At 63.4% G+C, this 25,690-nt stretch carries 26 protein-coding genes; 12 read left to right on the forward strand and 14 right to left on the reverse strand.

Annotated elements, in window-relative coordinates; all coding sequences use genetic code 11:
* Both flgF and JN302_RS14565 read right to left on the reverse strand, forming a co-directional pair.
* A complete protein-coding gene (flgF, locus tag JN302_RS14560; RefSeq protein WP_202313061.1) occupies positions 1 to 723 on the reverse strand; it encodes a flagellar basal-body rod protein FlgF in 723 nt (240 codons plus the stop codon).
* A 1-nt stretch (position 724) separates the two neighbouring features.
* Positions 725 to 1,855 (reverse strand): DUF1217 domain-containing protein, encoded by a 1,131-nt coding sequence (locus tag JN302_RS14565; protein ID WP_202333356.1) that lies wholly within the window; start codon positions 1,853 to 1,855, stop codon positions 725 to 727.
* Positions 1,856 to 2,036: 181 nt separating this feature from the next.
* Here JN302_RS14565 and motA point away from each other — a divergent pair, with 181 nt between their 5' ends.
* From motA to JN302_RS14595, 6 genes are read left to right on the forward strand one after another with little or no spacing between them, the layout of a single operon-like run.
* Complete coding sequence (gene motA, locus JN302_RS14570) at positions 2,037 to 2,912, forward strand: flagellar motor stator protein MotA (RefSeq protein ID WP_202313063.1); 876 nt, start codon at positions 2,037 to 2,039, stop codon at positions 2,910 to 2,912.
* Positions 2,913 to 2,915: 3 nt separating this feature from the next.
* On the forward strand, positions 2,916 to 3,845 hold the full coding sequence (locus tag JN302_RS14575; protein WP_202333357.1) for a FliM/FliN family flagellar motor switch protein: 930 nt from the start codon (positions 2,916 to 2,918) through the stop codon (positions 3,843 to 3,845).
* 39 nt (positions 3,846 to 3,884) lie between these two features.
* Complete coding sequence (gene fliN, locus JN302_RS14580) at positions 3,885 to 4,292, forward strand: flagellar motor switch protein FliN (RefSeq protein WP_202313065.1); 408 nt, start codon at positions 3,885 to 3,887, stop codon at positions 4,290 to 4,292.
* A complete protein-coding gene (locus JN302_RS14585; protein WP_342215958.1) occupies positions 4,289 to 5,350 on the forward strand; it encodes a flagellar motor switch protein FliG in 1,062 nt (353 codons plus the stop codon). The genes fliN and JN302_RS14585 overlap by 4 nt, the downstream gene beginning before the upstream one ends.
* Positions 5,351 to 5,393: 43 nt before the next feature.
* A complete protein-coding gene (gene flhB / locus JN302_RS14590) occupies positions 5,394 to 6,485 on the forward strand; it encodes a flagellar biosynthesis protein FlhB (RefSeq protein ID WP_202333358.1) in 1,092 nt (363 codons plus the stop codon).
* Positions 6,482 to 6,940, forward strand: a complete 459-nt coding sequence (locus JN302_RS14595) for a hypothetical protein (RefSeq protein WP_202313067.1) — start codon at positions 6,482 to 6,484, stop codon at positions 6,938 to 6,940. The genes flhB and JN302_RS14595 overlap by 4 nt, the downstream gene beginning before the upstream one ends.
* 35 nt (positions 6,941 to 6,975) lie before the next feature.
* On the opposite strand, the gene JN302_RS14600 is transcribed toward JN302_RS14595, so the two are convergent.
* Positions 6,976 to 7,695, reverse strand: a complete 720-nt coding sequence (locus JN302_RS14600) for a helix-turn-helix transcriptional regulator (protein ID WP_202313068.1) — start codon at positions 7,693 to 7,695, stop codon at positions 6,976 to 6,978.
* Between the two features lie 2 nt (positions 7,696 to 7,697).
* Positions 7,698 to 8,408, reverse strand: a complete 711-nt coding sequence (locus JN302_RS14605; RefSeq protein WP_202313069.1) for a helix-turn-helix transcriptional regulator — start codon at positions 8,406 to 8,408, stop codon at positions 7,698 to 7,700.
* A 212-nt stretch (positions 8,409 to 8,620) separates the two neighbouring features.
* Between JN302_RS14605 and JN302_RS14610 the strand changes: the two genes are divergently transcribed.
* Positions 8,621 to 10,096 (forward strand): methyl-accepting chemotaxis protein, encoded by a 1,476-nt coding sequence (locus JN302_RS14610; RefSeq protein ID WP_202333359.1) that lies wholly within the window; start codon positions 8,621 to 8,623, stop codon positions 10,094 to 10,096.
* A 70-nt stretch (positions 10,097 to 10,166) separates the two neighbouring features.
* On the opposite strand, the gene JN302_RS14615 is transcribed toward JN302_RS14610, so the two are convergent.
* Positions 10,167 to 10,502, reverse strand: coding sequence for a GIY-YIG nuclease family protein (locus tag JN302_RS14615; protein WP_202333360.1), 336 nt, complete (start codon positions 10,500 to 10,502; stop codon positions 10,167 to 10,169).
* 99 nt (positions 10,503 to 10,601) lie between these two features.
* On the opposite strand from JN302_RS14615, the gene JN302_RS14620 reads away from it, so the two are divergent.
* Positions 10,602 to 11,216, forward strand: a complete 615-nt coding sequence (locus JN302_RS14620; RefSeq protein WP_202313074.1) for a DUF2239 family protein — start codon at positions 10,602 to 10,604, stop codon at positions 11,214 to 11,216.
* 38 nt (positions 11,217 to 11,254) lie between these two features.
* On the opposite strand, the gene JN302_RS14625 is transcribed toward JN302_RS14620, so the two are convergent.
* The 4 genes from JN302_RS14625 to JN302_RS14640 all read right to left on the reverse strand — a co-directional run bounded on the left by JN302_RS14625 (position 11,255) and on the right by JN302_RS14640 (position 17,876).
* Positions 11,255 to 13,792 (reverse strand): DNA translocase FtsK, encoded by a 2,538-nt coding sequence (locus JN302_RS14625; RefSeq protein ID WP_202333361.1) that lies wholly within the window; start codon positions 13,790 to 13,792, stop codon positions 11,255 to 11,257.
* Positions 13,793 to 14,030: 238 nt separating this feature from the next.
* Positions 14,031 to 15,344 carry an HlyD family type I secretion periplasmic adaptor subunit gene (locus JN302_RS14630; RefSeq protein ID WP_202313076.1) on the reverse strand — a complete coding sequence of 438 codons (1,314 nt, stop codon included), beginning with the start codon at positions 15,342 to 15,344 and terminating at the stop codon, positions 14,031 to 14,033.
* Positions 15,345 to 15,349: 5 nt separating this feature from the next.
* Entirely contained in the window at positions 15,350 to 17,101 is a 1,752-nt protein-coding gene (locus tag JN302_RS14635) for an ATP-binding cassette domain-containing protein (protein WP_202313077.1), read from the reverse strand.
* A gap of 124 nt (positions 17,102 to 17,225) precedes the next feature.
* Positions 17,226 to 17,876, reverse strand: coding sequence for a TIGR02466 family protein (locus tag JN302_RS14640; protein WP_202313078.1), 651 nt, complete (start codon positions 17,874 to 17,876; stop codon positions 17,226 to 17,228).
* A gap of 285 nt (positions 17,877 to 18,161) precedes the next feature.
* Between JN302_RS14640 and JN302_RS14645 the strand changes: the two genes are divergently transcribed.
* From JN302_RS14645 to JN302_RS14660, 4 genes are all read left to right on the forward strand, one after another.
* Positions 18,162 to 19,004, forward strand: coding sequence for a hypothetical protein (locus JN302_RS14645; RefSeq protein ID WP_202333362.1), 843 nt, complete (start codon positions 18,162 to 18,164; stop codon positions 19,002 to 19,004).
* Positions 19,005 to 19,091: 87 nt separating this feature from the next.
* Positions 19,092 to 19,790 (forward strand): hypothetical protein, encoded by a 699-nt coding sequence (locus JN302_RS14650; protein ID WP_202333363.1) that lies wholly within the window; start codon positions 19,092 to 19,094, stop codon positions 19,788 to 19,790.
* Between the two features lie 451 nt (positions 19,791 to 20,241).
* Complete coding sequence (locus tag JN302_RS14655; RefSeq protein WP_202333364.1) at positions 20,242 to 21,648, forward strand: hypothetical protein; 1,407 nt, start codon at positions 20,242 to 20,244, stop codon at positions 21,646 to 21,648.
* Between the two features lie 334 nt (positions 21,649 to 21,982).
* The gene (locus JN302_RS14660; protein WP_202313082.1) at positions 21,983 to 22,183 is read left to right on the forward strand and encodes a hypothetical protein; all 201 of its coding nucleotides are present in this window, start codon (positions 21,983 to 21,985) and stop codon (positions 22,181 to 22,183) included.
* Between the two features lie 242 nt (positions 22,184 to 22,425).
* On the opposite strand, the gene JN302_RS14665 is transcribed toward JN302_RS14660, so the two are convergent.
* Genes JN302_RS14665 through JN302_RS14685 form a run of 5 tightly spaced genes read right to left on the reverse strand, consistent with a single transcriptional unit; the run spans position 22,426 to position 25,689 of the window.
* Positions 22,426 to 22,839, reverse strand: coding sequence for a hypothetical protein (locus tag JN302_RS14665; protein ID WP_202333365.1), 414 nt, complete (start codon positions 22,837 to 22,839; stop codon positions 22,426 to 22,428).
* Entirely contained in the window at positions 22,823 to 23,368 is a 546-nt protein-coding gene (locus tag JN302_RS14670) for a chemotaxis protein CheD (RefSeq protein WP_202333366.1), read from the reverse strand. The genes JN302_RS14665 and JN302_RS14670 overlap by 17 nt, the downstream gene beginning before the upstream one ends.
* On the reverse strand, positions 23,365 to 23,754 hold the full coding sequence (locus JN302_RS14675; protein WP_202313087.1) for a response regulator: 390 nt from the start codon (positions 23,752 to 23,754) through the stop codon (positions 23,365 to 23,367). Before JN302_RS14675 ends, JN302_RS14670 begins: the two co-directional genes overlap by 4 nt.
* 1 nt (position 23,755) lies before the next feature.
* Complete coding sequence (locus JN302_RS14680) at positions 23,756 to 24,814, reverse strand: protein-glutamate methylesterase/protein-glutamine glutaminase (protein WP_202333367.1); 1,059 nt, start codon at positions 24,812 to 24,814, stop codon at positions 23,756 to 23,758.
* Entirely contained in the window at positions 24,811 to 25,689 is an 879-nt protein-coding gene (locus tag JN302_RS14685) for a CheR family methyltransferase (protein ID WP_202334292.1), read from the reverse strand. The genes JN302_RS14680 and JN302_RS14685 overlap by 4 nt, the downstream gene beginning before the upstream one ends.
* Position 25,690: the final 1 nt, after the last annotated feature.

Consider the following 25,690-nt stretch of genomic DNA (forward strand, 5'->3'; position numbering starts at 1 on the left):
CTATTTGGAGCCGAGCGTCTTGACCGCTTCGGTGAAGGTCGACTCGCTTTCGCGGATCAGGGCCGCGGCGTTCTCGAAGGCGCGCTGCACCATGATGAGGCGCGTCATCTCCTTGACCGGATTGACGTTCGACTCCTCGACGAAACCCTGGACGATGCCGACGTCCGAACGGTCGACCACCGGCTGCGGCGGCGTGTCGGGCACCACGCCTGAATTGCCGTAGCGCGTGAAGTTCGGCCCCGGGTCGAACTGGAAAAGGCCGACGGCGCCGACGGGGGCGCCGTCCTGCAGCAATGTGCCATCGGCGCCGGCGGTCGGTGGTCCACCGCGCGGATCGAGCAGGATGGCGGCGCCGCCCGCATCGAGCACGGGATGTCCTTCGAGCGTCACCAGAGCGCCGGTGTCGAGCATGGTGAAACGGCCGTCGCGGGTCATGACGGTGCCTGCCGGCGTCTGGATGCCGAACCAGGCCTCGCCCTGTACGGCGAAGTCGAAGGGGTTGCCGGTCTCGCGCATCGGGCCGGATTCCTGCGACAGATAGGTCTCGCCCGGCGTGACGAAATCGATGCCCTTGTCGCCCGAACCGTAGACGAGATCCTCGAATTTCACATTCGTGGCGCGAAAGCCGACCGTGTTGGCGTTGGCGACGTTGTCGGCCAGCGTGTCGAGGCGCTTTTCGAGCGCGATCTGCGAGGACAGCGCGACGTAGAGACCGTTCTGCATCTCACGAACCTCCCAGCTTCAGGCCCTGCAGCGTCAGCATCACGCTGGGCGAGATGCCGTATTCGATCGGCTGGCTGAACAGGACGGAGAGATTGGATTGCGTCGTGGTCGACTGATTGGCGACTTCCCACATGGCGGTGAAGCGCGTCATGAACTTGGCGAGCGCCTCGGGATCCTGGAAATCGGCGAAATCGATCCGGTCCGAGATCAACTTGGCCTGGCGGTCGATGTCGGCGGTTGCCAGGGAATCGGGGAGGCCGAGGGCGGTGCGCACCACCTTGGCGAGCGCGGTGTCGGCGAGCACCGAATAGGCGTCCTTGATCTTGGGCGCGTTGCGCTCGAAATAGAGCGCCAGCCTTACGCCTTCGTTCTGGGCGCCGGCATCCTCCTCCAGGGTCTGGCGCATGAACTTGTCGACGGCCGGCTGCTGGGCGGGATTGGTCGTGGTCGTCGCTTCGCCGTAACGAACGAAATTGAAGGCAGCGACGAACTGCGCGAAGCGCTCGTCGACGCTCTTGTTGGCCGGACTGTCCGGATCGTCGATGCCCCCTTCCAGCATCTCGATTATCAGGTCCTTGTCGCCGAGCATGTCGGTGAGCCCGTGGGCCTTCATCGCATAGGTGAACAGCGTTTCGTTGGCGACGAACTCCTCGATGGACTTCATCTTCCCGATGTTGGCGGCGTAAAACTCGTTGTGCTCCTTGAGCACGGGATTGTTCGGATCGACGCCGGCCTGCACGGCTGCCAGCGTGTATTTGGCGACAGTCCCCTGCAGGGCGGCATTGTAGACGGTGGCCTCCTGCCCGAGCGCGGCGAAATTGTAGCTCCGGACGAATTCGGCGTAGCGTTTGTCGGTGAGCTTGTTGGCGAAGCTGTTCTGGTCGGAGACGCCGCCCTCCAGCGCCTTCACCATGAAGGCCTTGGCATAGGCCATGTCCTCCAGCCCGTGCGCCTTCATCGCATAGCGGAACAGCCTGTCGTCGGCGACGAACTCCTCGATCGACTTCACCTTGCCGATGTTGGCGAGATAATATTCGGTCTCCCGCTGCACCATGGGCTGCGCCTCGACGCGGTCCAGCGACTTCGCCAGGTCGCGGGTGATAAGCTGGTAGCTCATATAGGTATTGATCACGCGGCCGCTCCGCTTCTGCAGGGTCCGCAACGGGGATAACCGGCCGTGCTTGCGCGAGGCTGTCGGCTGCCGAAGCGAGCCAGGCGGCGGCGCCCGCTTCAAGCCTCACACAAGGCACGATTGTTACCCCCTTTGCGATCCCCCGGCGAAATGCGGCCCGGCGAAATAGGGAAGGTGGCACTTGGGAATTCTGATCGGTCTCGTCATCACACTGGGCTGCGTGCTCGGTGGATTCATGGCCATGGGCGGCCATGTCGACGTCCTCATCCAGCCATGGGAAGCAGTGATCATCTGCGGCGCGGCGCTCGGGACATTCGTCGTCGCCAATCCGATGAAGACGGTGAAGGACACCGGCAAGGCGATAATGGAGGCGTTCAGGTATTCCGTGCCCAAGGAGCAGGAATATCTCGAGACGCTCGGGGTGCTGCATTCGATCATGCGCGAGCTGCGCACCAAGTCGCGCAACGAGGTCGAGGCGCATATCGACAATCCCGAGGAATCGCCGGTCTTCCAGGCGTTCCCGACGGTGCTGCGCAACCACGATCTCACGCATTTCATCTGCGACTATTGCCGCATCATCATCATCGGCAATGCGCGGCCGCATGAGATCGAGGCGCTGATGGACGAGGAGATCCAGACGATCCGAGCCGACAAGCTCAAGCCCTATCATGCGTTGACGGCGATGGGTGACGGCCTGCCGGCGCTCGGCATCGTCGCGGCCGTGCTTGGCGTGGTCAAGGCCATGGGCGCGCTCGACCAGTCGCCGGAGATCCTCGGCGGCCTGATCGGCGCAGCCCTGGTCGGCACCTTTCTCGGCATCTTTCTTTCCTATGCTGTGGTCGGGCCGATCGCCACCCAGATCAAGACCGTGCGCGAGAAGCGCAACCGGCTCTATGTCATCGTGAAGCAGACCCTGCTCGCCTACATGAACGGCTCGCTGCCGCAGGTGGCGCTGGAGTTCGGGCGCAAGACGATCTCTTCGCACGACCGTCCGTCCATCGACGCGGTGGAGCAGAGCACGCTGAACATGGGCCACGCCGAAAGCAAGGCGGCCTGATCCATGGCAAGTCCGGCGGAGGCGCGCTCCTTTATCCTTGAAAGGCTGGTCGGCGACACCGCCGAGCCGGACAGGATCACAGGTGCCGCCCACAAATTCGCGCAGCGCGCGCTCGCCACGATCGTGCAGAACATCAACCGGCATCTCTCGTCGCCGCTCGGCATGGAACTGGAGGGAATCGAGCTCGGGCGCTACGGAAACGCTCTCTCGGGTTCGGGCGAAACCAATGCGGTGGCGATCATCCAGTCGGTCATCTCCCCGGATGCGCTGCTGCTCGACCTGGAGCCGGCGACCGTGTCGCTGCTGGTGTCCGCCTTCCTGGGCGGCGATCCCGAACTGGCGCCGGCGCGTATCGATCGTCCGCTCTCGCAGATCGAACTGGAGATCGCGACCACCGCCTTGCAGGAGGTCGCCGAAGCCTTCAACGGGTCCGGCCCCCGTTCGCTCAAGCTGCGCCTGCCCGTGCCGACCGCCTTTTCCGGGCAGGAGATCCGCAAGCAGGTGCTGCGCGACGGCCCCTCGGTGCGCATCGTTTTCCGCCTGACGTCGCCCAGGTCGACGGGACGCCTGTCGGTCACCATGCCGCAGCGTGTGCTTCTTACCCCGCGTGACGAGACGGAGGAACCCGAGGTCGAGGCGCTGGTCGACCAGAGCGCTTGGTCGGAGCGTCTCGGGGAAGAGGTCCGCAAATCGTCGGTGACGCTCGATGCCGTGGTGCCGCTGTCGCAGATGTCGCTGGGGGCGCTCGCCGCGCTGCAGGTCGGCCAGATCCTCGAAATACCGGCAGCAGCCCAGTCGACAACCCGGCTGTCAGCGCGCAACAAGACCCTGTTCGTCTGCGAATTCGGCAAGCTCGGGCAGAACTATTCGGTCCGCATCAAACATCCCTTCGATGAAAGCCAGGACTTCGTCGATCGCCTTTTGTCGCAATAGTCAGGCCCCGGCCGATGACGCCGGGCGTGGAGCCAGAACATGACACCCCCACTCCCCAATCCGCTTCTCGACGAGCACGAGGACGAACTGGACAAGGCGATCGACGAACTGCGCGGGGCCTTGCACGACGCGCCGCCGCAGCAGCCGGCGCCGGCCGAGCCGACCTTCACGACGGCGCTGGCCGACGCCATGCCCAACGCCGGCGTCGTCATGAACATACTGGTCGACGTCCAGATCGTGCTGGGCAGCACGGAGATTCCGGTGTCGGATCTGCTGACGCTGCAGAAGGGCGCCACGATCGCGCTCAATCGACGGATCGGCGAGCCGGTCGACATGGTCGTGAACGGGCGCAAGATCGCCAGGGGCGAGATCACCGTGATGGAAAGCGATCCCTCCCGCTTCGGGATACGGGTGACTGAAATCGTCAACGCGAAGCCGTCCAAATGATGTCCGCCGCAAGCTTCGCATCCGACCTGGACCTGGGGGAGACGGCCGGGGCGACCGGCATGATGGACCTGACCCGGCCGCAGAAGGCGGCCGCCATCCTGGTCGCGGTCGGCAAGCCCGCCGCCGGGCGCCTGCTCAAATTCTTCAAGCAGGAAGAACTGAAGGCGCTGATCGAGGGTGCGCGCAAGCTGAAGACGATCCCGCAGAGCGAGCTCGAGCGCATCGTGGCGGAATTCGAGGACGAGTTCGCCGAGGGCGCGGGACTGCTGGATTCGGCCGACGCCATGGACACGATCCTGACCGAGACCCTCTCGCAGGACGAGATGAACGCCATTCTCGGTCGCGAGACGGGTCTTGCGACGTTCGAGGAGACCCCGCCCTGGGCCGGTATCGAGGCGCTCGAGCCCGAACTGATCGCCGGCTTCCTGGCCAACGAACATCCGCAGACCGTCGCCTATGTCCTGTCCAACATGGCCTCGCATGCGGCGGCCAGGATCGTCCTCCTGCTCGGCAGGGACATTCGCGGCGAAGTGGTCAAGCGCATGCTGTCGCTCGGCTCGGTCACCGACACCGCCAGGCGGCTGGTCGAACGGCGGATGCGCGCAGAGTTCCTGGAATCGACATCGGGCAAGCTGTCCCGGGAAGGCCAGGCCAAGGTGGTCGGCGTGCTCAACGAACTCGACAAGTCGGATCTCGACGAAGTCATGGGAGAGCTGGAGGCCGCCGGCGCGGAGGATCTCGGCGCGCTGCGGGCGCAGCTTTTCTCCTTCGAGGACGTCATCAATCTCACGGCCAAGGCTCGTGTCGCGCTGTTCGACGGCTTCGAGATCGACATGCTCACCACGGCATTGCGCGACGCCAACCCCGTCATCGTCGAGGCCGTGCTGTCCTCGATCGGCGCGCGCACGCGCCGCATGATCGAATCCGAGCTGGCGCAACCTTCCGACATCCTCAACCCGGTCGACATCAACAGGTCGCGCCGCGCCATCGTGTCGAAGGCGATAGCCATGGCCAGTGACGGCATCATTCAGCTTCCCTCGGTCGAGGAAGCGGCGTGACGGAACGATCCAAGACGTTCTTCCATTGACCTTGGCCTGATCGATGGCTGACGCGCCCGACAAGGACAGCAAAACAGAAGAAGCCACGGAGAAGAAGATCCGTGACACCGTCGAGAAGGGACAGCTTCCCGTCTCGAAGGAGGCGCCGCTCTTTGCGTCCTTCCTGGCTTTCCTCGTCTTCACGCTGTTCTTCGCCTACGACCAGATCGTCGGCTTCGGCGCGTTCCTGTCGATCTTCCTGGAGAAGCCGGAGGAATGGTCGCTCAATTCGGACCTCGACGCCTCGGCCCTCTACGAGACGGTGTTCATGGAGATCGGCAAGCTGCTTGTCGTCTTCATCGCTTTGATGGTGACGGCCGGCATCGCCGCGTCGGCGCTGCAGAACAGCCCCCGCATGGTACTGGACCGGGTGCAGCCAAAGCTCTCGCGCATCTCGCCGGCCCAGGGCTGGTCGCGCATCTTCGGTGCGCAGGGCATTGCCGAGTTCCTGAAGTCCGTCGGCAAGCTGCTTCTCACGGTGACCTTCCTCGCCCTGACCTTGCGCGGCGTACACTCGACCATTCTTGGAGGCATGTTCACCGAGCCCGGCAGCTTCGGCCTCACGATCCGGGGACTGCTCATCCAGATCCTGGTGACCATCACCCTGGTTATGGCGATCATCGCCGGCGTCGACCTGATCTGGCAACGGATCCACTGGCGCCGGGACCTGCGGATGACGCGCCAGGAGGTGAAGGACGAGCTCAAGCAGTCCGACGGCGATCCGCTGGTCAAGGCGAGGATTCGCTCGGTGGCGCGTGATCGCGCGCGCCAGCGCATGATCCTGGCGGTGCCGAAGGCGACGCTGGTGATCGCCAACCCGACCCACTTTTCGATCGCGCTGCGCTATGTGCGCGACCAGGATGCGGCCCCGGTCGTCGTGGCAAAGGGGCAGGATCTGGTGGCGCTGAAGATCCGCGAGATCGCCCAGGAGAACAACATTCCCGTTTTCGAGAATGTCGAACTCGCGCGCTCCATGTACAAACAAGTTTCGGTGGATAGTATGATTCCACCTCAATTCTACCAAGCGGTCGCCGAATTGATCAAAGTGGTCTATGCGAAGCCGGCGAAAGCGCAGCGTAACAGAGATTTGTCATGATCCGTCAACCGCATACCGCCGCCCGCGAAGTCATCGTCGCGAAGGCGATCGAGGAAGTGGCGAGCGAGCTTCGCCTGGTCGAAGTGGTCGACTATGTCGCCTATGTCAGGCTCGAGCATTTCTCGACCATCGCCGATATCGTCGAATCTGCCGCGGAACTCTATTTCCTCCCCGGCACGCTGAGCTTCGGCCATGGCGGCGAGGTGCGCCTGGGCTGGTCGGGAGAGCCGGAGATCCTGCTCGACATGCAGCTTCGGCCGGAGGGCGCGACCGTCTATTTCACGCTCAAGCTGACCGATCGCCAAGCGGCGGTGGTGGTGAACTACGTTTCCTTCGACCAGTCCTGCGACGACCCGGCGGAGAATACGCGTCTGCTGGAGGCGGCACTCGACGCTGCCAGGCTGCGCAAGGCGTCCCCTTCCGGTGCGGCGCAGGACACGCTCTCCGCGGGCTGACCGCGCACCCCGTCCCGGGCGCCGCCCTTGCCGGTTCAGCTTATCAGGCCCAGCCGGAGCGCCTTCGACACCGCATGCGCGCGGTTGACGGCATTGAGTTTCTGGGCGGCGGCCGTGAGATATTGGTTCGCCGTATGCGCCGAGAGGTTCAGGAGCTCGGCGATCTCCTCGCTTGTCTTGCCGTCGGCCGTCAGACGCAGACAGTCGAGCTCCCGGTTCGACATTGCGGGCATCTTATTCGGCAGGACCGCCGTCGCCTGCAGCAAGGTGGAGAAGAGGCCGATGGCGCGGAGATGGAAATCGAGAAGCATCGCGTCTCCCAGGCCGGGGGTCTCGCCGATGAACACCGCCAGTCCGTTGCGGCCGGACGCGGCGTGAAGCGGCAGGGCGAAGCCGGATCTCTCGAGCCCGATCGGGTCGACGATGTCGACGAGATGCAGGTCGGGCGCCGGGGTGCGTCGGTCGCGCCGCCAGCGGAACGGCAATGTCGAACTGCGCAACCTGACGCCCAGGCTCGCCGTAGCCTTGGCGGCGAGCTTCCTGCTCGTGCGCGACACTTTCGGAAATTCCGAATCGATCGCCGGGGTCAGCCTGCCCTGGCTGAGGCTTGGGCCTGCCGTGAAGACGCAGAACTCCTCTGCGCCGACCTCTGCCGCCAGGTCGGCGAAGGCGGAGGCCAGCTCCTCGAAGGCCTCGAGGCTGCGCGTCTGCGCTTTCGGTCCGTTCCTGCCCTTGGTGATGTTGCGGACCGACATCGTCAGATGATGCCGTTGCGGATGGCGAGCGCGATCGCCATGCTGCGGTTGGCGGCGGACAGTTTCTGCGTGGCGTGCAGGATGTAGCGGTTCACCGTGTTGGCCGAGACGTCGAGGATGACCGCGACCTCTTCCGTCGTCTTGCCTTCGGAGACCCAGCTCAGGCACTCTCGTTCACGCTCGGACAGCGGATCCTCGAACTGGGCCGAAGCGGCTCCCCGGCTCAGCTTGGACCACACATGGCAGCACAGGAGCTGGATCCGGGGCAGTTGATCGAGCCCGATCCTGTCCTCGGCCGGGCTGGAGAAGACAAGGAGGCCGCGGCCGAGACCGGCATGAATGCGCGCCGCGACCAGCTCGCGATGGCCGAACTCGTCGAGCAGTCGAGCCCGCTCGGGCCCGAACAGGACGCGCTGGGAGGCGCCCGCGAGCCGCACGAACTGCGATGAGGTTGCGCCGAGCTGAGCGGCGCCCGTCGCTCCGGCAAGCCTCGCGACCGTTTCCAGGCCGATGATCTCGACCGTGTCGTGTGGCCAGTTGGAGGCGATCACCCGCATATGCTCAGGCGCATGGGTCGGCGGGATGTCGAGCAGCAGATAGTGTTCGGCGCCGACGAGGGCCGTCATGCTGCGCATCACTCGCGCCGCATCCCCCGGCGATACAATCGCGGAGATCGCCGCGAACAGGTCGCGGATCGCCTCGGTCGTCTTCACGGAACCCCAACCGCATGCATCAAGAATCGTTTCGGCGCAGTTTAGCGTCGGATACCGGCGATGAAACCCGCGACGGTCGTCCCGTGCACAGTTTGGTGCAAGACTGAAGCAAGCTACGTCTCCTAGACTCCTCTGTCGGGGACAGTCAGCCGCGAGCGCGATCGCACCCTGAGCGACACGAGGTTCGCTGATCGCGCAATCGGGGATCCGGTATGAGTGCGCACCAGCCGGCAGGTTTTCTCGGGCGATGGTCGATCGCGACGAAGCTGGCCTTCGCCGTAGCGCTGGTTCAAGTCTGCGGCCTGGCGGCGGGATGGCTCGTCGCGGGCAGCGTGTTTGGCTCCACCATCGCGTTGCTCGTGCAAGCCGTCGCGGCGTTCATCTCGGTGCTGGTCGTGCCGATCGTCACTTTGGCGGCAGTCGGGCGGCCGCTGGCTTCTCTCGACGAACGGATCGCCGGGCTGGGCCGTGGGGACCTCGACGCGGCTGTGCCGGGTCTGAGGCGTGGTGGCGAGGCCGGGTCGCTTGCCCGATCGCTCGACGGCCTTCGCCTGGCATTGCTGGAGAAACGCGGCGCGGAGGAGGCCGCGGCAGCGGAGCGCGAGGCCCTGGAGGTGCGGCGCCGGGACAGCGACGGCGCTCGTGTGGCGGCCGTCAAGCTGCAGGCTGCGGTGGTCCGGCTGATCAGCGCCGCACTGGCCAGGGTCGCCGAGGGCGATCTGACGGCGCGGCTGAAGGTGGATGTGCCGCGCGACTGCGGCAACCTCAAGAACGATTTCAACCAGGCAATGGACAGGCTCCAGGAGACGATGGACGCCGTCGTCGCCACCGGCCGGCAGATTCGTGCCGAGGCCGCCGACGTCTTCCATGCCGCGGGCGAACTGGCTGAGCGCGCCGGGCGGCAGGCGGCGGAAGTCGAGCAGGTGGCGGCGGCGACACGGGAGGTGACGCGCTCGCTGTCGGACACGGCGAGCGGCGTGGGGCATGCGCGTTCGGCGGTCGAGGCCGCGACCGAGGATGCCGATCGCGGCAGGGCGGTCGTCGGCAGGACGGTGACCGTCATGAGCGGCATCGAAAGATCGTCCGAGCAGATCGGCAGGATCGTGGGCGTCATCGACGAAATCGCGTTTCAGACCAATCTCCTGGCGCTCAACGCAGCCGTCGAGGCGGCGCGGGCGGGCGAGGCGGGGCGCGGCTTCACCGTGGTCGCCCAGGAGGTGCGTGCGCTGGCGCTGCGCTGCGCCGAAGCAGCGAGGGAAATCAAGCTGCTGGTCTCGTCCTCGTCGGGCGAGGTCAGGAGCGGCGTGCAACTTGTCGCCGAGACCGGTACCGCCATCGAGCGCCTCGCCGCCAGGGTCGGCGATGTGGGCTCCATGGTGACGACGGTGGCGCGCGGCGCCTCCGACCAGGCGACCAGCCTTCGGGGCGTCGACACGGCGCTGAACGCATTGGCAGCCGCGAATCAGGAGAACGCTGCCGCAGCCGACCAGTTCACGGCCGCGGGCCGCAGCCTCGCGCGGCAGGCGCGGATGCTCGCCGTGCTTGCCGGCCATCTGCGCGAGGAAGCCGCCGCTCCGCTCCAGGACAATCTCCGGCCGCGTGGCGCCATGCCGGGGAGGACAGGGGCTGCGGCGCTGGCGTTCGAGGAGGCGCCGCGGCGCGCGCGGGACGGATGGCAGGCCTTCTGAGGAAGAACCGGCAGCGCTCAGCGCCGCCGCCGGATCGTCCGGCTCCCGGGAGGGTCGGAACCGCTTGTCGTCAGATCGGTTCCGCTTTCAGTTCGCCCACCCAATGCGCTAGGCGTTCCTTGAGCATCCCGTCGCGCAGATAGGCGATGTCCTCGTTGTCTATCTGCTCCACAATCTCGAAAGTGAACGCGTCGGGGCCAAGCGTACCCCAAGCGGCCTGCAGCGATCGATGCGGGCTGCTTCCCTGGCGTAGCGTGAACCAGAGACGGTTCTGGATAGTCGAAATGTCGGGCGCCCGACCAACCCAGCATTCGCCCGAGGGCCCGCAGCGTACCGCATAGATTCCCGCCGCGACCTTGCGTTCCTTGTAGGCGTCCACGGCCGCCTTTCGATCGTTGCCCTTCATCTGGTTTTCCCGCGATATCGTACGTGACCCGGTCTAGCTCTATGCCCGGCGTCGTGCAATATTGCCCGGGTAATAATATGTGAACCAAAATCGAAAACCATGACGGATTTTCTGTCGAAGCCCTGCACGGCTTTCTGCGGTGTGAGGCAGATCGCGCGCGGCGCGCTCGCCGAGGTAGCGCTTGCGGTCAAGGCGCATGAGGCCGGCGCTGGCGGTTCCTTGGTTACATTCGACGACGCGACCGGTGCCGTTATCGATCTCGATCTGCGCGGCAGCACCACCGACGTGGTGGCGCGTCTGGCTGAGCGCGGAAGGCAAGGAGGCGGGCCGGAGCCGCACGCGGAGGCCCGAGGCACCGCGGGCCGCGGGCGAGGGCGGCCGAAACTCGGCGTGGTGGCGCGAGAGGTGACGCTGCTGCCGCGTCATTGGGAGTGGCTTGCCGCACAGCCGGGTGGCGCGTCCCAGGCCTTGCGGCGGTTGGTCGACCTGGCGCGCCATGCCGATGGCGGCCGGACCGGCGCCAGAATGGAGCGCGAGCGGGCCTATCGCTTCATGGCCGCGCTCGCGGGTGATCTGCCGGGTTTCGAGGAGGCCGTCCGCGCCCTGTTCGCAGGCGACGAAGCGGCTTTTGCAGCGCGGATCGCCATGTGGCCCGGGGACGTGAAGGCCTATGCGTCGAGATTGGCAAAGGGTGCCTTCGCGGAGAAGCAGTGAAGACGGTCGCGGGAAGGCCGTCTTCGCCGGATGCTTCGTCAATCCGCGTCGTGGCGGCCCGCAATGATCTCGCGCTTGCCGACATGGTTGGGAGCGCCGACCAACCCTTCCTTCTCCATGCGCTCGACTAGGGAGGCGGCGCGGTTGTAGCCGATGCCGAGCCGCCGCTGGATGTAGGAGGTCGAGCACTTCTTGTCGCGCAGCACGACCTTGACCGCCTGGTCGTAGATCGCATCGCCGTCCTCGGCCGCCACGGCTCCCTTGTCGAAGACGGGCGTCTGGTCTGCTGCCTCTTCTTCCTCCTCGTCGTCGGCGGTCACGGTTTCGAGATATTCCGGGCGGCCCTGCGCCTTGAGGTGAGCGACCACCTTCTCGACTTCCTCATCCGAAACGAAGGGGCCGTGCACGCGCACGATGCGCCCGCCGCCGGCCATATGCAGCATGTCGCCCTGGCCGAGCAGTTGCTCCGCCCCCTGCTCGCCGAGGATGGTGCGGCTGTCGATCTTGGACGTCACCTGGAAGGAGATGCGGGTCGGGAAGTTGGCCTTGATCGTGCCGGTGATGACGTCGACCGAAGGGCGCTGCGTGGCCATGATGAGATGGATGCCGGCGGCGCGCGCCATCTGCGCCAGGCGCTGGATGGTGCCCTCGATCTCCTTGCCGGCGACCATCATCAGGTCGGCCATCTCGTCGACGATGACGACGATGTAAGGCATCGGCGCGAGGTCGATCTCCTGCTGCTCGAAGAGCGGCTCGCCGGTGCCCTGCTCGAAGCCGGTCTGCACCGTCATCACGACGACTTCGCCCTTGTCGCGGGCCGCGGCCGCGCGCTGGTTGTAGCCGTCGATGTTGCGCACGCCGAGCCGCGCCATCTTGCGGTAGCGGTCCTCCATCTCCCGCACGGCCCATTTCAGTGCCGTCACCGCCTTCTTGGGGTCGGTGACGACGGGGGTCAGCAGATGCGGAATGCCGTCATAGGCGGAAAGCTCCAGCATCTTCGGGTCGACCATGATCAGCCGGCATTCCTCCGGCTTCAGCCGGTAGAGCAGCGACAGGATCATGGTGTTGATGGCGACCGACTTGCCCGAGCCCGTGGTGCCGGCGACGAGCAGATGAGGCATCTTGGCGAGTTCGGCGATGACGGGCTCGCCTCCGATCGTCTTGCCGAGGCCGAGCGCCAGCTTGCAGCCGGTCTTGCGGAAGCCGTCGGACCCGATCAATTCGCGGAAATAGACAGTCTCGCGGGTTTCGTTCGGCAACTCGATGCCGATGACGTTGCGGCCGGGAACCACGGCGACGCGCGCCGAAATCGCGGACATCGAACGGGCGATGTCGTCGGCCAGGCCGATGACGCGCGAGGATTTGACGCCGGGCGCCGGCTCGAATTCATAGAGCGTGACGACGGGACCCGGACGGACATGGATGATCTCGCCGCGCACGCCGAAATCCTCCAGAACGCTCTCCAGGAGGTCGGCATTCTGCTCCAGCCGTTCCTGGGACATGTAGAAGCCCTGGCCTTCCGGCGCCTCCTGGAGAAGCTCCTCGGAGGGGAGTTCATAGCCGTCGCCGCCGCGCGGCTGCGTCGTGCCGCCCACGGGCGGCAGGGTAGCCGGGATGCGCGGGGCAGGGACCGCGGGGACCGTTTCGTTGGTCGCCTCCGGTTCACGGACCGGCCCTTCCCCGGCCTCGGCTGCCGGTCCGACGAGGGCAGGAGCCGCCGCTTCCTCTTCCGGGTCAAAGGCGGTCGCCGGGAACTCGGTCTCGGCGATCGCGACATCCGGTACGACGGGCGCAACGGCCTCCATTGGCACCGCCGGCACCCCATGAACGGGCAGGCACTCGATGACGCGGAACAACGCCGTGATTTCGGCCGCTGCCGCCGGCAGTTCCGCCGGCGCCGTGGTGGCCGGCGCACTGACGACCGGCGGCTCCGCTCCGGCGACCGGGCCGCGAACGGCCGGAGCGGCTGTGTCGGGTTCGGCGAGTTCGAAGAAGGCGTGGTCCGAGAGGTAGGACCAGCGACTGTCTTCCACGCGGATCGGCTCGACCGGGCCGGGCTGGGCGACGGCGGGCGTCTCGGCCGGCAAAGCCGTCGCCTTCGCCGCCGCGGGCAGGCCCGGCTTCGGTGCCGTGTGTACGACGACAGGCGCGGGACGTTCTTCGGCCGAAGGCCTGCTTGCAGGCGGCGACATGGGTGCCGTCTTCGCGGATGTGGCCACGGACTGGGGCCGCGATGCGGGCGCGCCGGCGGCAGGCCGCTCGTTCTCCCGCGGCAAACGAGGGTTCTCGGCCTCGTAGTCGGGCGTGCGGGTGAACCGGACATTGGGCGCCAGGAAGAAATGTTCCTGCAGCGTGGAGCGATTCGGTTCGCTCGGGCCGGGCCGTGCGCTGGCGTCCCTGGCCGGTTGCCCGCCCCGCCCACGCTGACGGTCGTTGGCGTAGAGACACACGACCCGGGAACTCCCGTCGTCGGGTCCTCCCGCCCTCGGCGCCCTTTGGGACCCATCTTCGAAATGGCCTTCAGGGCCGTCGCCGTCAGAACCTTGGCCGGAAAAATTGGATCGGGGAAAACGCATGGACCCTACTCGAGACTCGCCGGTGAGACACCCCTTGAGCAATAGGAACCGGTGGTTAACAGTTCCTTCCAACTCCATAGTCGGACACGAGGCGTCGGCATCGTGAGTGACGCGAAAGCGTCAGGAGGCGGCCCCGGTCGTCGGCAAGGCCATTGCTGAGCGCGACGACGTAATCCATTGGCGCGAACGGCGGACCGCCTGACGGGTTGCGCCATGGTCCGCCGCATCGCGGCCCCGACTATGTGTCTCTGAGCGCCCGGTTGAAATAGTCCGTGATGGGCTTTGTGATATAGCTCACAGGGGAGCGACTCCTTGTCGTGAAAAATGCCTCGACTGGCATTCCCGATATCAAGGTGACCTCACCCAGTCTTTCGACCTCCGGCTCTATCAGCGAAACTTCGACGAAGTAGTAGAGCTTCTGTGTGCGTTCGTCCAGGAAAGCATCGGCGGAGATGTTCGTTACTTGTCCTTCGATTACAGGCGTCGAGCGTTGGTTGAATGCGATGAACCGGAGCGAGGCGGCCTGTCCCGGATAGACCTGATCAACGTCCGCCGCGTCGACCCGAACCGAGACGGATACGGGCTCGTTGTCGGGGACGACGTACATGATCGGTTTCGCCGCTTCTACCACGGATTGCAGCCCCAGCACCTTCGAGTCATGTATTATTCCGCTGACAGGTGTTCTTATTTCGAGCTTCGAAAGCTTGTATAAAAGTCCTCTCCTGCTCTCGAGCAGCTTCTTTTTCATTTGTCCAATCAGATTCAGGCTGTCCGACGATTTTTCTTTTATCTCGTACGGTATCAAGTGGATTTTTAGTTTCTGCTCGGATATCTTTGCCTTCATCTCTGCGATCTTCGCTATCAAACGCCCGATTTCGCCGTTCGTCGCGATGACGTCCCTTTGCAACGTCGTCACAACCGTCTTCGTGATGATCCCCTTCTCCAGGCTTTGAAGTGATTTCTCCAGTTCGTCCTGCGCCAGCGCCAGATGCTCGCGTTTGGAGTCGAGTACGGCCTGCTCCCCGACGGTCTGGTCGTGGACCTGCCTGATCTGCTCTTCGAGAAGGCGAACCTGCGTATCCAGGGAGGTGTAGTGTGCATCCAGCTGTCGTTGCTGGCGCTCGAGCAATGCGGTCAGCTCGGGATTTTCCGTTGTCGCTTCCCGCAGGATGCGGTGCGGTGAAAGCTTCTTCTGGTCGCTAAGCTCGGCCATCAGCCGTGCTTCATTTGCCAGGATCTCGAACAACTCGCCTTCGACTGCAGCCAGTTCGGTGCGAAGCTGGGTTTCGTCGAGCTTCAAGACGATGTCGCCGCTTTGCACCTTGTCTCCGTTGCGCGCCAGGACCTCGGCGACGACGCCGCCGACCGGATGCTGAACCACGGTTCGAACGGAAGACACCTGAACCTGGCCCTTGGCGATCACTGCGCCGGATATCTTCAGCGTCGTGCCCCACACGAAAAGGAGCCCGAATAGTGCGGCTGCCGCGACGAAACCGATACTGAGCGGCTTCCAGATCGACCACGAACGTCGTGTTTGTCCAGCTTGGACCATATCGTTCAGCCCTCGTCCCGTGCCTTGCTTATCTTGATGCCGTCGATCGCTTTCTTCTCATTGAGCTTCACCACGTTGCCCATCGTCCTGGCCATATCGTTTCCCGCGGGTTTGACCTCACTCAGTCGACCGTCGTCCAAACGGAAACGCCGGGTGGGCTGGAACTTCTTCAAGGCAGCGCGGGTCAGGAGGATTATGACGCCTCCGCGTCCGAGAAGGCTTTCGACGGTGCCCCTCAGCTCGTTCGAGAGACCTTCCCTGAAGGTCTGGTCCGGCTCATCGACAATCAATATCTTGGGGTCCCTGTAGAGCGCACGCGCGAGCGCGATCTGGTGTCGCTCGCTCTTGGAGAAGCTGCTTGCCGCAGCGTCGATGGGAGTGCCGTACCCGTTCGGCAGTGCGCGGATCAACTGGTCGATTTGCGCCAGTCTTGCGACCTCGAACAGCTTCTCTCTGTCCGGTGCATGCTGCAGGCACGTGATGTTCTCCTCGATTGTTCCGTTGACGAACCCGACATGCTGGGGAACATAGGCGAAGACCTCGCTCGCCTGGTCCACGGAAAGGCGCTCGATGCGCGCGTCGCCGACCCGGACTTCGCCGCCGGCCCGCGGCATTCGTCCGAGCAAGGTTTCGGCCAGCACGGTCTTTCCGGACCCGCTGTTGCCGACGATTTCAATAAACGACCCGGGTTCGGCTTTCAGGTCGACGGATCTGAGGATCTTCTGCCTGGTAAGCGGCGACCGCACCGAAACGCCAGACAGCGAAAGAGATGATGCGTCGCCGACCTCGGGATGATGGACGCCTGTCGATTTGGCGGCCTTGAGTGTTTTGTCGAGCTTTCTCCAATCGGAGATCGCCTCGCCAATCCTCGGCAATTGCTTCACGAACCGTTCCACGGGGTAGAAGACGCGCATCGACAGGAACATGCACGCGACCATGGCGCCCATTGTGAGTTGTTCATCGAGGATCAGATAGGCTCCGGCAGCCAGAACCGAATACTGCATGAGCATCGCCGCATGGGTCGAAAGTATCGAAAACCATGCGTTCCAGTCGTTGAGCTCGATCGCGCTGTCGCGCGACTTCCGCCGGGCCCGTATCCAGTTTTCGTTGTAGGCCGGCGTCATCTGCTGGGATTGGATGACGTCGCGCGAGACGAGCAGCATGTCCTTCAGGGCGCCGATCCTGTTCCTCGCTTCGCTGAACCGCTCGTCGCGGTCTTTGGCGAAGGCGGTCCTCACAATCATGATCGCGAGCAACAGCAAGAGACCGCCGACCACGACCCAGCCCAATACCCAGTGAATGAGGAAAATCGTGACCAGAAACATGGGAGACCACAGGAAGTCCAGGATGGCCACCAGGGAACCCGAGTGGAAAAAGCTGCGAAGGTTGTCCGCCTCGTTCAGATCGCTCGTCGGCTTGCTGGCATTACCGACGAGATATGCGTCTCGCGCCGTGGCGCTGAATATATGGTCTTCCAGCCGTTCCTGAAATTGCGCGCCGAACCTGGCCAGGATACGGCGCCTGGAGTAATCGAGCAGCGTCATCACGACCAGGAACGTGACCACGAGCAGGAATAGGGCGACCAGGGTGGCTTCGGACCGCGAGGGGAGAACCCTGTCGTGAACGAGAAGTATGAAGAGTGGCCCTGTGAGCCTCAACAGGTTGTACAGGAAGCTGAAGGCGACCGCGACGTACAGGATATAGCTGACGCTGCGAAACGTGCCCCTGAGAATATTCTGGTTTTGTCTCTCGCCCATGGCAGTCCGCTTCCCCCGAAGGTTGTCTCTTCGTGAAGGCCATTGGGGGATTGCGCAGGTGTTGCCTGTGAATAGAGGCAACAGCGCGCAATCCCGCTCGTGACGGGTCCTGTTGAAGGAACTGTCAGGCTTCCGCTCTTTTGACCTGAGAGATGTTGAAGGACATGATGACCCGATCGGCCTTCTGCCCGCTTTCTTTCGCCATGTTCGGGTCGACGCCGTGATAGAGCCAGCTGGGGAATATGAGCATGCGCCCGGCCATCGGCTTATAGTTCACCTTGGTCCAGCAATCCCGAGGCCTTTTCTTCTTCGCGATGTATTTTGGCTGATTCATGAGCAGAGCCGTGCGCGGATCGACAAACTCTATTTCTCCGGCACCTTCGGGTGCTTGAACATAGTAGACGCCGCTCCAGATGCAGCCGGGATGGATATGCGCACGATTGCCGTTCCCAGGAGGGTTTATGATCGACCACATCGTCGTGACTTTCAGGGTGTAGTCATTCGCGTAGCCGAGTTCCCTCGACATCAGGCTTGTCACGGAATTCACGTGCGTCAGCAGCTCCGCGTATGCCGGCGATTTGTGAAGCCCGGTATGGCTGTGCCAGCTCCCGAGTTGGGGAGTATTCGACTTGTTGACGCCGCTCCTGTCTCGTTCCCGCTCGTTGTATATGGAAGTCAGAAGGGAATTGTTCAGGTCGCCATGGTTCCCGATGTCATGCTGAAAGACCATCGTCGGGAAATAATTGGTGCGAACCAAAGAGACATTTGCATTCATCGTACACTTTCCTCCACCGATAGTGAATCTTAGTTTGTTTCACAATCGCTGCAACACTGCATCCATGATGTAGATTGCAGTCGAAATCTGCTTCGTTCTTGGAAGATAATCTCCAGTCTATCAAAGATACATCTTGCCAAAGAAGGAATGCTACTGTACATATATCATTGCATACCGATCGTGAATTGACCGTGAATTCAACGTCGGGCGACAGAATCCAAATCTATTACTTGTTTGTATTGTTATCGAACGGAACTGTTGAGAGCATCGGATGGAGGACCTGTGATGCGGGCAAATGGCGGCACAAGAGCGAAGACCCTCGTCAATGGCGTGGTCCTATGTGCCCTGGGGGTCTTCGTGATGGAGGCGCCCTTGCGGGCGCGGGCGGCAGGCGCCGAGGAGCAGCCGCCCTATGACAGCACCGTGGATACGGTTTTCGACATAATACATGAGTCCGATCCGACAACCTTCGTCTGCATGGAATATGCCGGTCGTGGTGCGCGCCAGATCTGGGACAAAAGGGTAGACGGCGAACCCGTGGTCGACGCATTCCTCTTCGTCGCGCGATACAATGATGGGACGAGCATCGAGATCGCCATAAACCCCGAATTCGAAACGGAGGAGAATGCCCGGAAAGAGGCGCTCCGCTATGCCGCTCCGCTCGGGCTGCTGCCCACGCTGCTCAGGGAGGGGGTCCAGCGCTTCAGCGTCCACATGGGCGAGAAGGGATTTCACGCGGGCACCGGACAAATCGTCGTCTATTCAGGGACCGCCGACAAGCGTTCAGACCACAGTCATCTCGAAGAGTCGTTGTTTCACGAATCCGTGCATGCCTCGCTCGACGACGAACACAGGCTGTCGGCCGGCTGGCGCGACGCACAGATGCGCGACGGCCGATTTCTTACATCCTATGCGCAAAGGAGCCCCGAGCGGGAGGACCTGGCCGAAACCGCGCTGTTCGCTTACGCGATATCGCATTACCCCGAGCGCTTTCCGCCAGCGGACACCTCGGACACATTGCGCGCCGTGCCCAATCGGATCGACTACATCAAACAGCTTCTTCCTCCGCATCAGGAGATATTTCACAAGGTCCGGGATGCGGAAGCCTGCAGGCAGGATGCGAAATAGGGGTGCCGTGGCACGATGAGCAGTCGGCTTGACAGCAGTACGATGGTCCCTACCGCGGCAAGGCATGATCTTTCGGATTGGCTCGCCTTGCACGATCTCGATCCGTCCCTTTGCGAGCGGCTTCTGGACGCGGCGGCGAGACGGTTCGCTCGTGAACCGACCGATGACGGCGAGTTTGCATCCGAAACATGCGCATTCGACCGGGAGACCGCGTGGCTGCGGGCTGTCGAGGCATTGTGCGCATTCTTCCCGTGGGCAAGCGGCACCATCCGGTTCGCTTTCGAGAATACGTCCAGGATCCTGGTGAAAGAGGCGAGGCATCGCCGGCGTGCGGTTACCTTGAACGACGCAGGAAACGGCTTCCCGCTTATCCTGTACACCTACCGCGGTACCGCCTCCGACTGGATCGTCATCGCGCACGAATTCGGTCATGCCCTCCAAGCGGTCGCAAGCGAGGGGCGGTTCGTGGCACCCGCCATCCGGGAGGTGTGCGCCTTCGTCGGCGAGATAACCTTGATCTCACATATGCGAATACTTGGCGATGACCGGTCGCTTCGACTTCAGCGGGCATGGGCGCGAGACGATCTCAAATACCTCGGGACGGATCGGGAGGAACTGGAATCCGTTCTGAGCCGGCCGGATTCGCCTTATCGCTACAGCTGGAATTATCCCATAGCCAGGTACCTTTCCATCGAGATTTGCCAAAAGATGGCACGCGAGCATGTTTGGGCAGTCTTCGAAGGTAAAGTTCAAATGCAAAAAATTCTTAGTAAAATTACAATTTAGCCAAGCTTGAATACGAGTATTTCTTATATATTATTTATGGCATTCTATGTTCATGCCAGGGGATTGTTATCGAATATAATTGCAACTCACGTTAGATTTTTGACGATATGCTTGACATATTTGAAAGCATGACTGATAGTTGGTTTTCTGATAGGCGCGCGATCTCTACGGCGCTAAGCAGGCGTGGAGAAAAATACTTCATTCGCCTGCACTTCGCGTGCCGATCGAAGCGACGTATCGCAATATCCGACGATGGTCGTACCCCGGTTGGGTCTCTGTCGGCGGAAGCAAATTCGAATACGTCGACAGGCTGGCGGGCCCCGTTCGGGTCAGTCAACCGTAGTAGTCTTTGGCAGGGTCCACAGTAGATCGGCCAACCCTTCAAGCAAGATGAAGACATTCAGTGAGCAGCAAGGAGCTGTTCACGGTGCTAACCTCATGGAGGACGTCGATGTTTATTTGTGAAACCCGCTCCGCAATCTCCGCTGAGACCTCAGCCGGCCTGGGCCGATTCCTCGGGGCGGATCCGTTCGAAGCGGCCCTGAGCTTGTTCGGACCGGAAGATCTCTACTCACCCCTCAGCTTTGCGCAGCCCGCCGACAATGACGGCAACGAAGGCAACGAGGGCGACGAGTTCAACGAAGGCGACGAAGGCAACGAGGGCGACGAATTCAACGAAGGCGACGAGGGCGAAGAGGGCAACGAAGGCAACGAAGGCGACGAATTCAACGAAGGCGACGAAGGCAACGAAGGCAACGAGGGCGACGAATTCGACGAAGGCGACGAAGGCAACGAAGGCAACGAGGGCGACGAGGGCGACGAAGGCGACGAGGACAACGAAGGCAACGAGGGCGACGAAGGCAACGAGAACGACGAAGGCAACGAAGGCAACGGCGACGAGGGCGACGAGGGCAACGAATTCAACGAAGGCGACGAAGGCAACGAAGGCAACGAGGGCGACGAATTCAACGAGGGCGACGAAGGCAACGAAGGCAACGAAGGCACAGCCAACGAAGGCGACGAAGGCGACGAGGACAACGAAGGCAACGAGGGCAACGAAGGCGACGAGGGCGACGAAGACAACGAAGGCAACGAGGGCGACGAAAACAACGAGGGCGACGAAGGCGACGAGGGCAACGGCGACGAAGGCGACGAAGGCAACGAATTCAACGAAGGCAAGGAAACGAAGGCGGACGAAGGCGACGAAGGCAATGAAGGCAACGAAGGCAAGGCAATGGAAGGCGACGAAGGGCAACAACGAAGGGCAACGAAGGGCAACGAAAAACGGACGAGGGCGAAGGAAGGCAACGAAGGCAACGAGGGCGACGAGGGCGACGAAGGCGACGAGGACAACGAAGGCAACGAGGGCGACGAAGGCAACGGCGACGAAGGCGACGAAGGCAACGAATTCAACGAAGGCGACGAAGGCAACGAAGGCAACGAAGGCGACGAATTCGACGAGGGCGACGAAGGCAACGAAGGCAACGAAGGCACAGCCAACGAAGGCGACGAAGGCGACGAGGACAACGAAGGCAACGAAGGCAACGAAGGCGACGAGGGCGACGAAGACAACGAAGGCAACGAGGGCGACGAAAACAACGAAGGCGACGAAGGCGACGAAGGCAACGGCGACGAAGGCGACGAAGGCAACGAATTCAACGAAGGCGACGAAGGCAACGAAGGCGACGAAGGCGACGAGGGCAACGAGGGCGACGAGGACAACGAAGGCAACGAAGGCGACGAGGGTGACGAAGGTGACGAAAACAACGAAAACAATGAAAACGACGAAGGCGACGAAGGCGACGAGGACAACGAGGGCGACGAGGGCAACGAAGGCAACGAAGGCGACGAGAGCTGACTATCGGCTCAATGCCATAGGGCTGCCGGCTGCGCTTTTGCGCAGCCGCTCAAGCCAAGCGAAGACGGGAGCCCGGTATGCCGGGCTCTCCTTTCAACAGGTGATGGCGGACTGCCGCCCCGCTTGGAACTGCCGTTCTTGCGCCCCTCCGCGACCGGATCAACCGTTCTACATCAGATCCAGACTTGAACGAGCGCAACTCGCTCGAGCTGGATGGGCAACAAGACCGCTGGACAGAATTGCCGGATCCGCTTGACCGGGTCCGATCATCGTGACGGAATCCGTATTGCGCATGCAAGACGGAAAGCCACTGCAGAACGGATGGAGTGCAGCCATGGCCGAAGGAAGAAAACCGGACTTCGATGTGTTCTCGATCAGGGAACGCGACGGCGGAAAGGACGTGTTCACCAAGATCGGCGTAGCCTTCAAACGCCACGAGGCGGAGGGAATATCGATTCTCCTCGATGCCTTGCCCCTGGGGCGCCGTCTTGCCGTATTGCCCCCTCTGCCCCCGCAGGACGAGGAAAAGCGCTAGTTGGACTGCCTATGTCGGCTGCGTGAGTTGCCGATTGCGGCGTGTGTCCTTGCGCGAAAGCCGGGCGGGCCCGGATGGGCCGCGCCGGCGACTGACGTCGAAAAAAGCCGGGCGTTGTCGTCGAACAGCTGGCGCCAGCTGTTCGACCGGCGTTTTCTTCTTGCCTTCCTCGCCCTTGCAGAAGGTGCCAACGATGCTCGATCCGACGCCGGCCTTCGCGCGGCGGCCACCGGAGGGAGCCTTCAGAACAGGTCGAAGTCGCCCGCCTCGTGCTTGCCGCCCCGAGCCTTGTCGCCGTTTCCGGCGCCGATCTTGCCGACGAGTTCGTCGAGACGCAGCTTTCCGGTCGCACGACGGGTCTCGACGTGGAAGTCGGCGGGCACGGCCTCGGCGATCATGCGCAGGAAATCCGCAATGCCGGCCAGTTTCTGTGAGACCAGGTCCGATTCCTGCATGGCCTTCACATAGGCGGTGTCCGCCGCGCCCGCTGCCCAGGTGAGGCGGGCGATCAGTGACTGGTTGTGGTCGACGAGTTGCGCCATGGCGGCGAGTTCCTGCTCGACGCGAAGCATCACCGCCGCCAGCGGCTCGTGGAATTCCTCGGCATGGGCGATGGTCTGCGCGGTGAGCATGTTATCCTCAGAAGAGTTCGACATTGCCGAGTTCCGCCGGAGCCGGCCGCTGGATCACGGGCTGCGGGGGCTCGACGGTGCTGCGCGGCAGAAGGAACTGGCGCGCCTTGCCGGTCGAGGGCTGGTATTCGAGCTTGCGGCCCTGGTCGCCGCCGACGCTGCCGCCGGCATAGCGGATCGATTCATTGTCCAGGAACTTGCGGGCGAATTCGAAGTTCTTGGCCCCGATGTCGGCAAAACCCTGCACGGTGCGGGCGCCGCCGAACAGCTTGGCCTCAAGTGTGTGCCGGGTCGCGCCGCGCTGGAGCAGGCCGTTCACCAGCAACTCCATCAGATACACGCCGAAACGTTCGGCTTCGTTCTGCTTCGCGCGCTCTCCCTCGCCGGGCAGGAGAAAGTGATTCATGCCGCCAATGCCGAGCACGGGGTCGCGCATGCAGGCGGCGATGCAGGAGCCGAGCACGGTGGTGAGCACGGTGTCGCTCTCATCCGTGACGTAGCAGTCGCCCTGGATGATATGGACCCGGTTGGGCCGTCGGGAGGCTTGGCTCAATGAAGCCTCCCGACGATCGCTTCGAGCGAGCGCCGCAGATTGTCCGGCGTGAAGGGCTTCGTCAGGTAGTTGTTGAGGCCCAGCTTGGAGCCGTCCTCGAGCACCTTGCGGTCGGCATTGCCCGTCAGGATGATGAAGGGCGTGCGGCTGAGCGGCTTGCATTCCCGGATCGCCTTCAGCAGTTGCAGGCCGTCCATCTTCGGCATGTTGTAGTCCGAGATGATCAGGTGGCAGGGGGCAGTCATCATCATCTTCAGCGCCTGCTCGCCGTCGGCTGCCACGTGGATCTGGCGGAAGCCGAGATTCTCCAGCGCGTCGCGCAGCAGGAGCCGGCTGGTGGTCGTGTCGTCGACGACGAGGATCTTCAATTGGGCGAGGAGTGACACTTTATGCTCCCTTGTTTCCGGCCCCGGTGGGGTCGAGAATTTCCTGGCTTATTCTTGTTAGGTGCACCTGTTTCTCAACCGCACCGATTTCGTGGGCGACCCGCGGCATGCCGTAGATCAGTGAACTCGCTTCGTTCTGGCCGATCGTGCGCGCACCCGCTTGGCGCATCTGCAGCAGGCCCTGCGCGCCGTCCCTTCCCATGCCCGTGAGGATGGCGCCGACGGCGCTGCGCCCCGCCGCCCTGGCCACCGAGGACATCAGCACGTCGACCGACGGGCGATGGCCGGAGACCGCATCGCCTTCGCGCAGGCGGCTCTCGAACAGATCGCCGCGCCTCGTCACCTCCAGATGGAACTGGCCGCCGGGCGCGATATAGACGTGGCCGGGGCTGAGCAACTCGCGGTCCCGCGCCTCGGTGACGGTCGGCTTGCACTGCCGGTCGAGCCGCTCGGAGAAGCTCCTGGTGAAATTCGCCGGCATATGCTGGGTTATGACGGTCGGCGGGCAGTCGGTCGGAAAGCCCGACAGCACGGTGATGAGCGCTTCGACGCCGCCGGTCGACGCGCCGATCGCGACGATGCGCTCCGGCGCCCGATAGCCGTGCGCGACCGGGGCCGCGGCGGCCGGGTGCGATTGTTGCGCCGCCTGGCTGCGTTCCTGCCGGGCCCGCCGTGATTCGCCGGCGGCCCGGACCTTGTCGGCGAGGTCGGCAAAGGTCCTGTCGTCCTGCAGCGACGGCTTGGCCACGCAGTCGAAGGCGCCGTTCATCAGGGCCTCGACGGTGACAGCTGCGCCGCTGACGGTGAGCGTCGACACCATGATGACCGGGCGAGGGCGATGTTTCATGACGCGCCGCAGGAAGTCGAGCCCGTTCATCTTGGGCATTTCGACGTCGAGGGTGATCACGTCAGGGTCGAGCGTATCGACCAGGCGAAAGGCTTCCGTCGGGTCCGGCGCTTCGCCGACGACCTCGATGCCGGGCGAGCTGCTCAGTGCATAGGAGATGATCTTGCGCATCGTGGCGCTGTCGTCGATGACCAGTGCGCGGACGGGTTTCATCGCAGGCTCCCCGGCGCGCGGCGCCATGTGGTGATGCCGTCATTGACGAAGATGTCGGCGGCCGGTCCGGCGATGCGCTCGGAATGGCCGATATAGAGATAGCCGCCCGGCAGCAGCGTGCCGGCGAAACGCGCCCAAAGCTCGGCCTGCTTGTCCTTGTCGAAATAGATCGCGACGTTGCGGCAGAAGATCACGTCGAAAGGCCGCTTCATAGGCCAGCGGGCGAACAGGTTGAGCTCGCGGAAGGCGACCAGCTCGCGCGCCTCGTCGGGCACCTGCCATTTCAGCTCGCCGCCGTCGCGGACCTTGCGCAGCCAGCGGTTCCTGATCTCGGCCGGAACATCCTCGACAGCGACGTCGCTGTAGAGGCCGGCACGGCCCTCGGCGACCATGTTGGGGTCGATGTCGCTCGCCAGGATCTTGAAATCGCAGTCGAGCACGTCGGGCATCATCTGCAGGATGACCAGGGCGGCGGAGTAAGCCTCCTGGCCGTTCGAGCAGCCGGCCGACCAGATGCGCACCTGCCCGCCCCGGCGGGCGCGGGCGACGAGCTGCGGCAGAACGGTCCGCTGCAGATGGTCGAAATGATGCTTCTCCCGGAAGAACTTGGTGACGTTGGTGGTGAGGGCGGCGACCAGCTTCTGGCGCTCGTCGACCGCGTTGCCGCTGGAGACGAGCGCGCAATAGTCGCGGAAGCTCGACAGGCCGAGCGCGCGAAGGCGCTTGGCGAGGCGGGCATAGACGAGCGCCGCCTTCGCTTCCGACAGGCTTATCCCGGCATCGTCGTGGAGGATCGCCGCGATCTGCCGGAAATCGGCCATCGTCAGCAGATACTCGCCCGGAACGAGAGCCGGAGCCTCCCTGGTCGCCGACATG

Origin of the sequence: Mesorhizobium sp. L-8-3, assembly GCF_016756615.1 — a bacterium.
Taxonomy (GTDB): Bacteria; Pseudomonadota; Alphaproteobacteria; order Rhizobiales; family Rhizobiaceae.

What these genes read in the sequence shown, in the direction of transcription:
- flgF (WP_202313061.1), bottom strand. Translation starts at nt 723, where the DNA reads ATGCAGAACGGTCTCTACGTCGCGCTGTCCTCGCAGATCGCGCTCGAA.
- JN302_RS14575 (WP_202333357.1), top strand. Translation starts at nt 2,916, where the DNA reads ATGGCAAGTCCGGCGGAGGCGCGCTCCTTTATCCTTGAAAGGCTGGTC.
- fliN (WP_202313065.1), top strand. Translation starts at nt 3,885, where the DNA reads ATGACACCCCCACTCCCCAATCCGCTTCTCGACGAGCACGAGGACGAA.
- JN302_RS14585 (WP_342215958.1), top strand. Translation starts at nt 4,289, where the DNA reads ATGATGTCCGCCGCAAGCTTCGCATCCGACCTGGACCTGGGGGAGACG.
- flhB (WP_202333358.1), top strand. Translation starts at nt 5,394, where the DNA reads ATGGCTGACGCGCCCGACAAGGACAGCAAAACAGAAGAAGCCACGGAG.
- JN302_RS14595 (WP_202313067.1), top strand. Translation starts at nt 6,482, where the DNA reads ATGATCCGTCAACCGCATACCGCCGCCCGCGAAGTCATCGTCGCGAAG.
- JN302_RS14600 (WP_202313068.1), bottom strand. Translation starts at nt 7,695, where the DNA reads ATGTCGGTCCGCAACATCACCAAGGGCAGGAACGGACCGAAAGCGCAG.
- JN302_RS14610 (WP_202333359.1), top strand. Translation starts at nt 8,621, where the DNA reads ATGAGTGCGCACCAGCCGGCAGGTTTTCTCGGGCGATGGTCGATCGCG.
- JN302_RS14615 (WP_202333360.1), bottom strand. Translation starts at nt 10,502, where the DNA reads ATGAAGGGCAACGATCGAAAGGCGGCCGTGGACGCCTACAAGGAACGC.
- JN302_RS14620 (WP_202313074.1), top strand. Translation starts at nt 10,602, where the DNA reads ATGACGGATTTTCTGTCGAAGCCCTGCACGGCTTTCTGCGGTGTGAGG.
- JN302_RS14625 (WP_202333361.1), bottom strand. Translation starts at nt 13,792, where the DNA reads ATGCGTTTTCCCCGATCCAATTTTTCCGGCCAAGGTTCTGACGGCGAC.
- JN302_RS14630 (WP_202313076.1), bottom strand. Translation starts at nt 15,344, where the DNA reads ATGGTCCAAGCTGGACAAACACGACGTTCGTGGTCGATCTGGAAGCCG.
- JN302_RS14635 (WP_202313077.1), bottom strand. Translation starts at nt 17,101, where the DNA reads ATGGGCGAGAGACAAAACCAGAATATTCTCAGGGGCACGTTTCGCAGC.
- JN302_RS14640 (WP_202313078.1), bottom strand. Translation starts at nt 17,876, where the DNA reads ATGAATGCAAATGTCTCTTTGGTTCGCACCAATTATTTCCCGACGATG.
- JN302_RS14645 (WP_202333362.1), top strand. Translation starts at nt 18,162, where the DNA reads ATGCGGGCAAATGGCGGCACAAGAGCGAAGACCCTCGTCAATGGCGTG.
- JN302_RS14655 (WP_202333364.1), top strand. Translation starts at nt 20,242, where the DNA reads ATGTTTATTTGTGAAACCCGCTCCGCAATCTCCGCTGAGACCTCAGCC.
- JN302_RS14660 (WP_202313082.1), top strand. Translation starts at nt 21,983, where the DNA reads ATGGCCGAAGGAAGAAAACCGGACTTCGATGTGTTCTCGATCAGGGAA.
- JN302_RS14665 (WP_202333365.1), bottom strand. Translation starts at nt 22,839, where the DNA reads ATGTCGAACTCTTCTGAGGATAACATGCTCACCGCGCAGACCATCGCC.
- JN302_RS14680 (WP_202333367.1), bottom strand. Translation starts at nt 24,814, where the DNA reads ATGAAACCCGTCCGCGCACTGGTCATCGACGACAGCGCCACGATGCGC.
- JN302_RS14685 (WP_202334292.1), bottom strand. Translation starts at nt 25,689, where the DNA reads ATGTCGGCGACCAGGGAGGCTCCGGCTCTCGTTCCGGGCGAGTATCTG.